General features: G+C 72.3%; 12 protein-coding genes and 3 tRNA genes. 13 read left to right on the top strand and 2 right to left on the bottom strand.

Going from position 1 to position 11,529, the window contains the following annotated elements:
* Nucleotides 1-239: 239 nt before the first annotated feature.
* The gene (locus A6Q79_RS00320) at nucleotides 240-1,280 is read left to right on the top strand and encodes an SGNH/GDSL hydrolase family protein (protein ID WP_067858696.1); all 1,041 of its coding nucleotides are present in this window, start codon (nucleotides 240-242) and stop codon (nucleotides 1,278-1,280) included.
* 13 nt (nucleotides 1,281-1,293) lie between these two features.
* Here the strand turns inward: A6Q79_RS00320 and A6Q79_RS00315 are convergent, their stop codons facing one another.
* Nucleotides 1,294-1,992, bottom strand: a complete 699-nt coding sequence (locus tag A6Q79_RS00315; protein ID WP_286689465.1) for a DUF429 domain-containing protein — start codon at nucleotides 1,990-1,992, stop codon at nucleotides 1,294-1,296.
* A 68-nt stretch (nucleotides 1,993-2,060) separates the two neighbouring features.
* Here A6Q79_RS00315 and recO point away from each other — a divergent pair, with 68 nt between their 5' ends.
* The 12 genes from recO to A6Q79_RS00255 all read left to right on the top strand — a co-directional run bounded on the left by recO (nucleotide 2,061) and on the right by A6Q79_RS00255 (nucleotide 10,870).
* The gene (recO, locus tag A6Q79_RS00310) at nucleotides 2,061-2,789 is read left to right on the top strand and encodes a DNA repair protein RecO (RefSeq protein ID WP_067858690.1); all 729 of its coding nucleotides are present in this window, start codon (nucleotides 2,061-2,063) and stop codon (nucleotides 2,787-2,789) included.
* Nucleotides 2,790-2,805: 16 nt separating this feature from the next.
* Nucleotides 2,806-3,564, top strand: a complete 759-nt coding sequence (locus A6Q79_RS00305) for an isoprenyl transferase (RefSeq protein ID WP_317695217.1) — start codon at nucleotides 2,806-2,808, stop codon at nucleotides 3,562-3,564.
* Between the two features lie 20 nt (nucleotides 3,565-3,584).
* A complete protein-coding gene (locus A6Q79_RS00300; protein ID WP_286689464.1) occupies nucleotides 3,585-4,031 on the top strand; it encodes a hypothetical protein in 447 nt (148 codons plus the stop codon).
* Nucleotides 4,032-4,054: 23 nt separating this feature from the next.
* Entirely contained in the window at nucleotides 4,055-4,723 is a 669-nt protein-coding gene (locus A6Q79_RS00295) for a peptidylprolyl isomerase (protein ID WP_067858680.1), read from the top strand.
* A 29-nt stretch (nucleotides 4,724-4,752) separates the two neighbouring features.
* Complete coding sequence (locus A6Q79_RS00290) at nucleotides 4,753-5,532, top strand: fumarylacetoacetate hydrolase family protein (protein WP_286689463.1); 780 nt, start codon at nucleotides 4,753-4,755, stop codon at nucleotides 5,530-5,532.
* On the top strand, nucleotides 5,525-7,066 hold the full coding sequence (gene gltX / locus A6Q79_RS00285) for a glutamate--tRNA ligase (protein ID WP_286689462.1): 1,542 nt from the start codon (nucleotides 5,525-5,527) through the stop codon (nucleotides 7,064-7,066). The genes A6Q79_RS00290 and gltX overlap by 8 nt, the downstream gene beginning before the upstream one ends.
* Nucleotides 7,067-7,174: 108 nt before the next feature.
* Nucleotides 7,175-7,246 (top strand) — tRNA-Gln (locus A6Q79_RS00280).
* 27 nt (nucleotides 7,247-7,273) lie between these two features.
* Nucleotides 7,274-7,346: transfer RNA gene (locus tag A6Q79_RS00275), tRNA-Glu, on the top strand.
* A 61-nt stretch (nucleotides 7,347-7,407) separates the two neighbouring features.
* Nucleotides 7,408-7,483, top strand: a tRNA-Glu gene (locus A6Q79_RS00270).
* Between the two features lie 737 nt (nucleotides 7,484-8,220).
* Nucleotides 8,221-9,030 carry an NYN domain-containing protein gene (locus tag A6Q79_RS00265; RefSeq protein ID WP_067858671.1) on the top strand — a complete coding sequence of 270 codons (810 nt, stop codon included), beginning with the start codon at nucleotides 8,221-8,223 and terminating at the stop codon, nucleotides 9,028-9,030.
* A gap of 62 nt (nucleotides 9,031-9,092) precedes the next feature.
* A complete protein-coding gene (locus A6Q79_RS00260) occupies nucleotides 9,093-10,412 on the top strand; it encodes an Ada metal-binding domain-containing protein (RefSeq protein ID WP_317695208.1) in 1,320 nt (439 codons plus the stop codon).
* A complete protein-coding gene (locus A6Q79_RS00255) occupies nucleotides 10,409-10,870 on the top strand; it encodes a methylated-DNA--[protein]-cysteine S-methyltransferase (RefSeq protein ID WP_067858666.1) in 462 nt (153 codons plus the stop codon). The genes A6Q79_RS00260 and A6Q79_RS00255 overlap by 4 nt, the downstream gene beginning before the upstream one ends.
* Before the next feature lie 23 nt (nucleotides 10,871-10,893).
* On the opposite strand, the gene A6Q79_RS00250 is transcribed toward A6Q79_RS00255, so the two are convergent.
* Nucleotides 10,894-11,529, bottom strand: a 636-nt coding sequence (locus tag A6Q79_RS00250) for a class F sortase (RefSeq protein ID WP_317695201.1), incomplete at its 5' end; no start/stop codon positions are given.

The raw sequence follows: 11,529 nt of genomic DNA, 5'->3' as shown, positions 1-11,529 counted from the left end.
CGGAGGAGCTCGGTCGGACGTATCGAGACCACTCTGGGCTGTCGCTGGGGGTTGGGTTGTGCTGGACCGTTGCCGGGTGGTCTCGATACGCAAGGGCCTCGCAAGCTCGCCCCTGCTACTCGACCAGCGGAATTCACCGCCGGGGGTGGGCACGGAGTGTTCACCCCGCAGGCCTGGACGGTGTCGGACCCCCGGCCTAGGTTGAGCGTGTCATCCACGTCACATGATTCGGGGGGATCATGCACCGCACTCCACGTCCACGACTCGTCAGGCTGGCCGCCGCGTGCGCCGGCCCCGTGCTGGCCCTCGGGCTCGTCGTCGCGCCCACCACGGCGCAGGCCGTCACGTACGTCGCGCTCGGCGACTCCTACTCCTCGGGGCTCGGCACCCGCTCCTACCTCGACGACGGCACCGAGTGCCGACGCTCGGCGCAGTCGTACCCGGCGCTCGTCGCCGCAGCCCGTGGGTGGTCGCTCGACCTGCGCGCCTGCTCGGGGGCCACGATCCCCGACGTCCGCGCCGCCCAGCTCGGCGCACTGTCGACGTCGACGCAGAAGGTCACCCTCTCCGTCGGCGGCAACGACGCCGGGTTCGCCGACGTCCTCACCGAGTGCGCCCTGCCGGCGTGGGCGAGCGACTGCGACGCCGCGATCGACCAGGCGCAGGCCACCATCAGCGGCACGCTGCCGTCGGCCCTGTCGTCGCTCTACGCACAGATCGGGTCGCGCGCGCCGTCCGCCGACGTGGTCGTGGTCGGCTACCCGCGGGTGTTCATGGGCGAGGACTGCAACGCCCTCACCTGGTTCTCGCCCGAGGAGCAGACCCGTCTCAACGCCACCGCCGACCGGCTCAACAGCCTCCTGGCGGCACGTGCGTCGGCTGCGGGCTTCCGGTTCGCGAACCCGACGTCGGCCTTCACGGGACACGCGGTCTGCGACGACCCCGAGTGGCTCAACGGCCTGTCCAACCCGGTCGAGGAGTCCTACCACCCGAACGTCGCCGGCCACCGCGACGGCTACGCGCCGCTCGTCGGTGCCCGGGTCGCCTCGACGTCGGTGCGCATCACTGCGGCCACGCAGGAGCAGGCCGCGGAGGAGTCCGACGTGCTCACCGACCGCGCCCGGCGGCACACCGCGGCCGACCGACGCATCGAGCCGCAGGAGTTCCAGGCGCCCGACCTCGACAGCCCACAGGTCCAGCGCGCTGCGCGCCGGCTCGGCATCGACACCTCCGACCGGGCCGAGGTGGACCGCTTCGACCGACGCTTCGCCGCGCGCTGAGCGCCGCGGCCGCTCACACCCAGATCGGGGCGCCGTCGGCCGGGTCCTCCGGGAGCCGGACGGCGGTGCCCTGCGCGACGCGACGTGCCGACCACGCGGCTGCGCCGGCGTCGAGCAGGTCGTCGAGACCTGCACCGCGGGGTGCGACGAGCGGCAGCGTGAGCCCGACCTCGACGAGCAGCGCCCGCCGTCGCGCGGCGCCGTCGGCGGTCTTCTTGCGCTCCAGCAGCGGCTCGCCCGCGAGCTCCGCGAAGCTCGACTCCGGGTGCACCTCCTCGACGCGGACCTCCGGGCGTCCGGCGAGCCATGCGCGCGCGTCGCGGATGGCCGGGAACAGACCGAAGGCCTGCCGGCTGAGACCCAGCCCCGTCGCCTCGCGGTTGAGCCGGTTCGCCTCCGCGTAGTCGGGCGCGTCGATGGCGGCCGACGACGGCGACCCGAACACCGTCGACGCACGTCCCGGCAGCCGTCGACGCGCCTCGCGCTCGGCGGCTCGTGGTGCGTCGGTCGGCAGGTGCAGGGGGATGTCGACGCCCACCACGTCGACCGGCCCGTGGGCGGCGACGAGACCCCCGACGAGCTCGAGCATCGTGCCGGCGACGAGCACCGCGGCCGTGTCGTCGACGGACCAGTGCACGCCCACCCATCCGGCGCGGCAGCCGTCGACGCCGATGACGGCGGCAGCGGCGGGCAGGGGTGCGGGCGACGTCACGGCTGCATCGTGGCACGGTCGGCTCGTGGCGGCCCGGTTCCGTGGGCGCCGGACGGCAGAATGGGGGAGTGAGCCTCTTCCGCGACCAAGGTGTGGTGCTGCGTACCCACAAGCTGGGCGAGGCCGACCGGATCATCACGCTGCTCACGCGTCAGCGCGGACTGGTCCGCGCCGCCGCCAAGGGGGTGCGGAAGACGTCGTCGCGGTTCGGCGGACGTCTCGAGCCGTTCATGCACGTCGACCTGCAGCTCGCCGAGGGGCGCACGCTCGACGTCATCACCCAGGTGGTCACCCTCTCCGCGTTCGCCCGCGACCTCGGTCTCGACTACCCGGCCTACACCGCCGGCACCGCGATCCTCGAGACCGCCGAGCGTCTCACCCCTCACGACGGCGAGCCGGCGGTGCAGCAGTACCAGCTGCTCGTGGGCGCCCTTGCCGCGCTGTCCGCCCGTCGGCAGCCGCCGAGCACGTTGCTCGACTCCTACCAGCTGCGTGCCCTGGCGGTCGCCGGCTACGCGCCCAGCTTCTCGGGCTGCGCCCGGTGCGGGCTGGAGGGTCCGCACCGCAACCTGCACGTCCCGTCCGGCGGCGTGCTGTGCGACGGCTGCCGGCTCCCGGGCTCCTCGGCACCCCCGGCCGTCACCCTCACGCTGCTCGCGGCGCTGCTCGCCGGCGACTGGCCGGTCGTCGAGCAGGCCGACGACCGCACCCGACGGGAGGCCGCCGGTATCGTCAGCGCGTACCTGTCGTGGCACCTGGAGCACGGACTGCGCTCCATGGGGCACGTCGACCGCTGAGAAACGCCCTGGAGCCATGACCCCCGCACCCCGCCGTCCCCCGAGCGCCCGCCCGGCGCCGCGCGCACCCGAGCCGCACCAGGTGCCGCGCCACGTCGCGGTCGTCATGGACGGCAACGGCCGCTGGGCCAAGGAGCGCGGCCTGCCCCGCACGGAGGGGCACAAGCGCGGCGAGTTCGCCCTGCTCGACGTCGTCAAGGGCGCCATCGAGCTCGGCATCGAGGCGGTGAGCGTGTACGCGTTCTCCACCGAGAACTGGAAGCGCTCGCCCGAGGAGGTGCGCTTCCTCATGGGCTTCAACCGCGACGTCGTGCACCGTCGGCGCGACGAGATGCACGCGCTCGGCGTCCGGGTGCGCTGGGCCGGGCGTCCGCGGCGGCTGTGGCGCAGCGTGATCAACGAGCTCGAGACGGCAGAGCGGCTGACCCGCCACAACGACACCCTCAGCCTGACCATGTGCGTCAACTACGGCGGACGCGCCGAGATCGCCGACGCTGCCGCGGCGCTGGCGCGCGACGTCAAGGCCGGCAAGGTCGACCCCGACCGCGTCACCGAGCGCACCTTCGCGCGCTACCTCGACGAGCCCGACCTGCCCGACGTCGACCTCTTCTGGCGCACCTCCGGCGAGCAGCGCACGAGCAACTTCCTGCCCTGGCAGTCGGCCTACGCCGAGCTGGTGTTCTCCGACATCGCCTGGCCCGACGTCGACCGGCTCGCCCTGTGGGCCGCGGTCGAGGAGTACGCCCGACGTCAAAGACGGTTCGGATCGGCATGACCGGACCAGGAGGAGCCCCTGTGCGAGGACCGAAGGCGTCGCCGCGCCGCCTGCTGACCGACTGGACCACCACGGCCGGCGTGGCCGGAGACGGCCTGGCCGCACTCGTCGCCGCGGCGGACTCGGTGGCCGACGCGATCCACCTGGCCACGCTCGGCTACGAGGTGTTCGTGCTCGACCCGGTCACCCCCGACGACGCAGCCCCGCCGCGCGTGCACGTCGTCGACGTCGCCGCGGCCGACGTCCCCGACGCGTGGCACGGACGGTTCGCCCTGGTCGTGGCCGACGCGTCGACGTCGGGCCAGGTCGCGCCCTGCGTCGCCGAGGCGGGCCTCCTGGTGGTCGTCGACGACGCGCCGGTCCCGCCCGACCTCGCGCCCGGGCTCGTGGAGGTCGTGGTCGAGGTCGGGCCCGACCCGGACGCCCCGTCCGTCGAGCGCTTCCGCGCGGTGCACGCCCGACTCTGACCCGCGTTGTCTACGATCCGGTCATGCGCCTGCGTCGAACTGCCGCCCTGCTCGCCCTGACCGCCTCCGTCGCCCTCAGCGGCTGCGGTGGTGACGACTCGTCGGCTGCGAAGGACGACGCCGACGGATCGGCGTCGACGGGCGGGTGCGACTGGGTGCGTGGGGGAGAGGCGGCCAAGAAGGTCGACCCGCCCGCGGCGGACGCGAAGCCGGCGACGTCGGTGGTGCTCACGATCAACGGCGCGGAGGTGCCGATCGAGCTGAACACGAAGGCACCCTGCGCCGCGACGTCGTTCACCTCGCTCGCCGAGCAGGGCTACTACGACGACGCCCCCTGCAGCCGCGTGAGCGACCCTGCGCAGGTGCCCTACGGCATCCTCCAGTGCGGCGACCCGACCGGCACGGGCAGCGGCGGCCCCGGCTACTCCTTCGCCGACGAGCTCAGCGGCGACGAGAGCTACCCGGCCGGCAGCGTCGCGATGGCCAACGCCGGCCCCGACACGAACGGGTCGCAGTTCTTCCTGAACTTCGCCGACTCCCAGTTCCCGCCGGACTACACCCTGCTCGGCACCATCTCGCCCGAGGGGATGACGGCGCTGAAGAAGGTCGTCTCCGTGGGCGCCGAGGGCGGCGTGGGCGACGGTGCCCCCGCCAAGGCGGTCACCATCGAGTCGGCCCGTCCGGTCGAGTAGCCGCCGCCCCCGCTCGGTAGGGTCGGGGCATGCGTGTTGCGAGGTTCGCGGGGGACGACGACCCCCGATTCGGTCTGGTCGGCGACGAGGACGGGACGCCCACGATCGCCGTCCTGAAGGGTGACCCGCTGTACGCGGGCTACGAGCTGACGGGGCAGAAGATCGCCGTCGACGACGTGCGGCTGCTGGCGCCGGTCATCCCGCGCAGCAAGGTCGTGTGCGTGGGCAAGAACTACGTCGCGCACGCGGCCGAGATGGGCGGGGAGGTGCCCGCCGAGCCGCTCGTCTTCCTGAAGCCGAACACCAGCGTCGTGGGCCCCGGCGACCCGGTCGTCTACCCCGCGCAGAGCTCGGAGGTGCACCACGAGGCCGAGCTGGCCGTCGTGATCGGGCGCATCTGCAAGGACGTCGCCGTCGAGGACGTCGACAAGGTCGTGTTCGGCTACACCGCCGCCAACGACGTGACCGCCCGCGACCTCCAGCGCACCGACGGCCAGTGGGCCCGCGCGAAGGGCTTCGACACGTTCTGCCCTCTCGGACCTTGGATCGAGACCAACCTCGACCCGTCCGACCTGCGCGTCACCTGCGAGGTGGGTGGCGAGCTGCGCCAGGACGGCCGCACGAGCGACATGGTCTTCTCCGTGGCCGACATCGTCGCCTACGTCTCCTCCTTCATGACGCTGCTGCCCGGCGACGTCATCCTCACCGGCACGCCCGAGGGCGTCGGACCCGTCCAGGTGGGCGACACGGTGAGCGTGACCGTCGAGGGCATCGGCACCCTCTCCAACCAGGTGGTCTCCGATGACTGACAGCCCCGTGACGTCGACCGCGTCGATCCCGACGGTCGGCGACGACGTGCCCGTCGTGGCGCGGTTCTGCCCGTCACCCACCGGCAACCCGCACGTCGGCATGGCCCGCACCGCGCTGTTCAGCTGGGCGTACGCGCGGCACCGCGGCGGTCGTTTCGTGTTCCGCATCGAGGACACCGACGCGAGTCGCGACAGCGAGGAGTCCTACGACCTGCTCGTCGACGTGATGCGCTGGCTCGGCCTCGACTGGGACGAGGGCGTCGAGGTCGGCGGCCCGAACGGTCCGTACCGCCAGAGCCAGCGGATGGACGTCTACGCCGACGTCGCGCAGCGTCTGCTCGACGCCGGCCTCGCGTACAAGGCGTACGACACCGCCGAGGAGCTGGAGCAGCGTCGCGACGCGGCCCGCGCAGCGGGTCGCCCGAGTGGCTACGACGGCCTGCACCGCGACCTCACCCCCGAGCAGCAGGCGGCCTACGAGGCCGAGGGCCGCCAGCCGGTGATCCGGTTCAAGATGCCCGCGAAGGACTGGACGTTCGACGACCTCGTGCGTGGACCGATCACCTTCGGCGCCGACAACGTGCAGGACTTCGTCATCGTCCGCGCCAACGGCCAGCCGCTGTACACGCTCACCAACCCCACGGACGACGCGCTGATGGGCATCACGCACGTGCTGCGCGGCGAGGACATCCTCAGCTCCACCCCGCGCCAGATCGCGATGTACGAGGCGTTCGCGCAGATCGGGCTGGGTCACGGCATGGTCCCGCGCTTCGGGCACCTGCCGTACGTGACGGGCGCCGGCAACAAGAAGCTGTCGAAGCGCGACCCCGAGTCGAACCTGCTGGGCTACCGCGACCAGGGCTTCCTCGCCGAGGGCCTCCTGAACTACCTCGCGCTGCTCGGCTGGTCGCTGCCGGCCGTCGACGGTGTCGAGAAGGACGTCTTCACGCTCGAGGAGATGGTGCAGGCCTTCGAGATCTCGCGCGTCAACCCGAACCCGGCGCGGTTCGACCTCAAGAAGTGCGAGGCGATCAACGGCGACCACGTCCGGCTGCTGTCGGACGAGGAGCTGCGCTCTCGCCTGGTGCCGTTCTTCGTGGCGGAGGGCCTCGTGCAGGACCCGCCGACGGAGTCGGAGGCGGCGATGCTGGCGGCGGCGGTGCCGCTCGTGCACGAGCGGATGGCGCTGCTGACCGAGGCGGTGGCGATGCTGCGCTTCCTGTTCGTCGACGACGCCACCTTCACGATCGACGAGGCCGACGCTGCGAAGCAGCTCGACGAGAAGGGTCTCGACGTCGTGCGGGCCGCGCTCGCCGCGCTGGAGTCGATCGGCTCGACCGTGGAGTGGTCGACGCCGACGATCGAGGGTGCGCTGCGCGCGGCGCTGATCGACGACCTCGGGCTGAAGCCGAGGGTCGCGTTCGGGCCGGTGCGCGTGGCGGCCACGGGCAGCCGGATCTCCCCGCCGTTGTTCGAGTCGCTCGAGCTGCTGGGGCGCAAACGCACCCTGGAGCGGCTGCGCGCCGTCCTCTGAGACCGGCCGACGTCGTCGAGGGACCCGGTTTGAGAGTCCGAGACGACGTCGGGTAAGGTTTCTCCCTGGTTCGGACACCGGTCGAGAGAGCGGGATCCGATACCCCCATGGGGTATGGTGTAATTGGCAACACAGCGGTTTCTGGTACCGCCATTCTAGGTTCGAGTCCTAGTACCCCAGCGAAGATCGGGCTTGCGCCCGGTCCGCGCCCCGTTGGTCTAGCGGTTATGACGCCGCCCTCTCAAGGCGGAGATCGCCGGTTCGAATCCGGTACGGGGTACGAGACAGTCGCACCGCGCCTCGGCGCGGCTGCACTGCTCACATGGTCCTTCGTGGACCGTGGCCCCGTTGTGTAGCGGCCTAGCACGCCGCCCTCTCAAGGCGGTAGCGCGGGTTCGAATCCCGTCGGGGCTACCAGCACCACCCCAGACCCCCCGGCCCCCGGCCGGGGGGTCTGGTGCTTTCGCTCGTCCTGCGGCTGCGTTGGTGCGGCTTCTCGTCGAGCTGCGGGTGCGTCGGTGCGGTTTCTCGTTCAGGTGGGGCTGCGTCGGCGCGGCTTGTCGTCGACCTACGCTCCGCAAGGGCCTCGACCGGGCGGCTGGGTGGCGCGCTGGTCTGGGGTGTCGGGCTGCGGGTTGGTGCTGGGAGTGGACGTAGGAGTCTGCGTTCGCGCTGACCATCGGTGGATCTGCCACCTTCTGAGCGCTCTACAGGTGGCAGATCCACCGCCGGGGAGGTCAGACGTGGCAGAGATTCTCCCTTCTCGTGGACCGTGCCACGAGAAGGGAGAAGCACTGCCCACCCCACCCCGAAGTGCACCCAAGATTCTTCATTCGTGCGACGAAGGACGAACACTTCTGCGTTGGTGACGGGATCCGGTAGTAAACGCAGATTCCTTGAAATCTCAGCGCACGAACGCAGATTCTGGGGTCCCACGCGGGCCACAGCCCGAGACCCCAGACCGGCGCAGCCGCCAGCCGCCCGGTCGAGGCCCTTTCGGAGACCACTCCCAGCGCGACCCGCGGCAGCGCACCAGCAAGTCCGGACCCCTTGCAGCTGCGCAGCAGCGGGACGAGACCCCCGCAGGCAGCGCAGCAGCAGGACGCCCCCGACGGGTGGTCAACCGCCTCACCCGCCGCCCCTAGGGTGGACCCATGCCTCCTGCTCGCATCGCCGTGCTCATCGACGCCGACAACGCGCCTGCCTCGAAGATCGGCGCGATCTTGTCGCAGGTCGCGAAGTCGGGGAACGCGCACGTCAGGCGTGCGTACGGGGACTGGAAGAACGCGCACCTGAAGGGGTGGGAGAGCCGGCTGCAGGAGTTCGCGATCGCGCCGGTGCAGCAGTTCGCGTACACGAAGGGCAAGAACGCGTCCGACATCGCGATGGTGATCGACGCGATGGACCTCCTGCACGCCGGTGTGGCCGACGGGTTCGCGATCGTCTCGAGCGACGCCGACTTCACGCCGCTCGTCATGCGGCTGCGCCAGTCGGGCGCCGAGGTGCTCGGGTTCGGTGGGGAGAAGGCGCCCAAGGCGTTCCAGAACGCGTGCTCGACGTTCTACAAGCTCGAGACGCTGCGCGAGGACGACGACACCGACGACGACGTCGAGGACACCGACGACGTCGCCGAGACCGGTGGCGCCGGCGGCGGCGACACCGTCGAGACCACGAAGACGTCGGCAGGGCGCACCACGCGGCCCGGTCAGCGGGTCGACTCCGCCACCCTCAAGAGCGACCGTCAGCTCGTGCGCATGCTGCGCACCGCGGTCGACGAGGCCGCGGACGACGACGGGTGGGCGCAGCTGTCGCAGGTGAGCGACCAGATCCGCAACCAGTCGTCGATCCAGCCCGGCAACTACGGCTACGCCAAGTTCAGCGGCCTGATCGAGGCGATCGACCTGTTCGAGGTCAAGCGCGACGGCAAGGCCGTGATGGTGCGCCGGAGGAAGCGCGGACGCTGACGTCCCACGGCCACGTCCGAATCCCGCCAGAGACCTCAGGGCCGCCAGGGCAGGATGGGGGTGTGGACGACGTCGAGGCGCAGTACCGGGCGGTGAGCTCGCGCGACGAACGCTTCGACGGCGTGTTCTTCACCGCGGTCCGCACGACCGGCATCTACTGCCGCCCGTCCTGCCCCGCGCGAACGCCGCGGCGCGAGAACGTCGAGTTCCACCGCAGCGCCGCGTCGGCGGAGGCCGCCGGCTTCCGGGCCTGCCGACGGTGCCGCCCCGACAGCACGCCCGGGTCGCCGGAGTGGGACGTCCGCGCCGACGTCGTGGGCCGGGCGGTCCGCCTGGTGCGCGACGGCGTGGTCGAGCGTGAGGGTGTGCCGGGTCTCGCGAGCCGGCTCGGCTACAGCGAGCGGCACGTCACCCGCATGCTCACCCAGGAGCTCGGCGCCGGTCCGCTCGCGCTCGCGACGTCGCAGCGCACACGGACGGCGCGGGTGCTCGTCGAGACGACGGACCTGTCGATGGCCGACATCGCGTTCGCGTCGGGGTTCTCGTCGGTGCGTCAGTTCAACGACGCGTTCCGTCGGGCCTTCGCGCGGACGCCGACCGAGCTGCGTGCGCACGGGCCGGCGGGCACGCGCGGGGGCGGCGCGCTGCCCCTGCGGCTCGCCGTCCGCCAGCCGTTCCACGCCGACGCGCTGGCCGGCTTCCTGGCCGACCACGCCGTGCCCGGCCTGGAGCGCGGTGACGGGCGGCTGTTCGCGCGCGTGCTGACCCTGCCCCACGGCAACGGTGCTGCCGAGATGGTCCTGCACGACGACCACGTGGCCGTCCGGCTCGAGCTCGCCGACCAGCGCGACCTGACCGCGGCGGTCGCGCGGCTGCGTCACCTCCTCGACCTCGTCAGCGGGGCCCGGACGGTCCTCGGCCGCGTCGTGGCGACGGCGGGGGAGCCCGTGACCTTCGACCTCGCGCACGAGCACAGCCTCACCCACGCGTTCCCGACGGCCGACGCGCTCGCCACGCTCGACCCGGAGACGCTCCCGATGCCGCGCTCGCGCGGGCGCACCGTGGTCGGGCTCGCGCACGCGGTCGCGGTGGGCGACCTCTCGCTCGACGTCGGCGTCGACCGGGACGAGGCGAGCCGGACGCTGCTGGCGCTCCCGGGCATCGGACCCTGGACGGTCGGCTACGTCCGGATGCGCGGACTCGGCGACCCCGACGTCCTCCTCGACACCGACCTGGTCCTGCGCCGCATCCTCGACGCCCGCGGTGCCACGACCGACGACGTCCGGCACTGGAGCCCCTGGCGCTCCTACGCCGGCATGCACCTGTGGACCGAGCACCTCGCCCGCCAGGCCGAGCAGCGCACGAGAGGATCGAGAGCATGAGCACCCGATGGATCGACTCACCGATCGGAGGCCTGCGGCTGCACGCGTCGGCCGGGCTCCTCACGAGGATCGAGTTCGACGCGGAGCCGGTCGGCCGGCGGGTCGCCGACCCCGTCCTCGACCTCGCGGAGGAGCAGCTGGCCGCCTACTTCGCGGGGGAGCGGCACGAGTTCGACCTCCCGCTCGCCAACGACGGCACCGAGTTCCAGAAGAAGGTGTGGGGCGAGCTGCACCGGATCCCGTACGGCGAGACCGCGAGCTACGCCGAGGTGGCGCGCCGTCTGGGGTACGAGCCGGTGGTCTCGCGCGCGGTCGGCGCGGCCAACGGCGCCAACCCGCTGCCCGTCGTCGTGCCGTGCCACCGGGTGGTCGGCGCCGACGGCTCGCTCACCGGGTACGCAGGCGGTGTCGAGCGCAAGCGCACCTTGCTCGCACTGGAGCGCCCCGGCCTGTTCTGACCGGGGCGCTCCACGTCCGTGGCTCAGACCTCCTCGGCGAACACCACACGGTTCTCGGTGTAGCGGCCGACGCCGCGGTCGTACGGTCCGGTGCAGGTGATGAGCCGCAGCTGGGAGTCACCCGTCTCGCCGTACACGTCGTCGGTCGGGAACCGTCCGTCCTGCGGCACGTCGCGCACCTCGGTGATCTCGTAGGTGCGGCGCTGGTTGCGGGTGTCGACGACGCTCACCTGCTGGCCGACCTGCAGCTCCGTGAGCCGGGCGAAGACGGCCGGTCCCGTGCGTGAGTCCTTGTGGCCGGCGATGACCACCGGCCACGTCTCGCCCGGCTTGCCGCCGCCGGTGAACCAACCCACGCGGGCAGGGTCCTCGGGCACCTCCAGCTCGCCGCTCGCGTCGTCGATGCCGAGGTCGACGAGCTCCTCGTCGAGACCCAGGGTCGGGATCGTCACGCGCCGCGGGGGAGCCGCTGCTCGCTCCGTCGCCGGGCTCGTCGGCGCGGCGGCGGTCGCCGAGGCACTCGACGTGCTGCGCGGCGGCTCCTCGGGCGCCGCGTCCTGCCCGCCGCAGCCCGAGAGCAGTGCGACGAGCAGGACGGCGAGCAGGACGACCGGGGCGACGCGGGTGCGCTCAGGCACCCTGACGACGCCGTACGACGG

The sequence above is a fragment of the Aeromicrobium sp. REDSEA-S32_B7 genome (assembly GCF_001626145.1).
GTDB classification, from domain to species: domain Bacteria; phylum Actinomycetota; class Actinomycetes; order Propionibacteriales; family Nocardioidaceae; genus Aeromicrobium; species Aeromicrobium erythreum.
Note: the sequence above shows the minus strand (reverse complement) of the source record. Positions and strands in the feature narration are given on the sequence as shown.

What these genes read in the sequence shown, in the direction of transcription:
- A6Q79_RS00320 (WP_067858696.1), top strand. Translation starts at nt 240, where the DNA reads ATGCACCGCACTCCACGTCCACGACTCGTCAGGCTGGCCGCCGCGTGC.
- A6Q79_RS00305 (WP_317695217.1), top strand. Translation starts at nt 2,806, where the DNA reads ATGACCCCCGCACCCCGCCGTCCCCCGAGCGCCCGCCCGGCGCCGCGC.
- A6Q79_RS00295 (WP_067858680.1), top strand. Translation starts at nt 4,055, where the DNA reads ATGCGCCTGCGTCGAACTGCCGCCCTGCTCGCCCTGACCGCCTCCGTC.
- A6Q79_RS00290 (WP_286689463.1), top strand. Translation starts at nt 4,753, where the DNA reads ATGCGTGTTGCGAGGTTCGCGGGGGACGACGACCCCCGATTCGGTCTG.
- gltX (WP_286689462.1), top strand. Translation starts at nt 5,525, where the DNA reads ATGACTGACAGCCCCGTGACGTCGACCGCGTCGATCCCGACGGTCGGC.
- A6Q79_RS00265 (WP_067858671.1), top strand. Translation starts at nt 8,221, where the DNA reads ATGCCTCCTGCTCGCATCGCCGTGCTCATCGACGCCGACAACGCGCCT.
- A6Q79_RS00255 (WP_067858666.1), top strand. Translation starts at nt 10,409, where the DNA reads ATGAGCACCCGATGGATCGACTCACCGATCGGAGGCCTGCGGCTGCAC.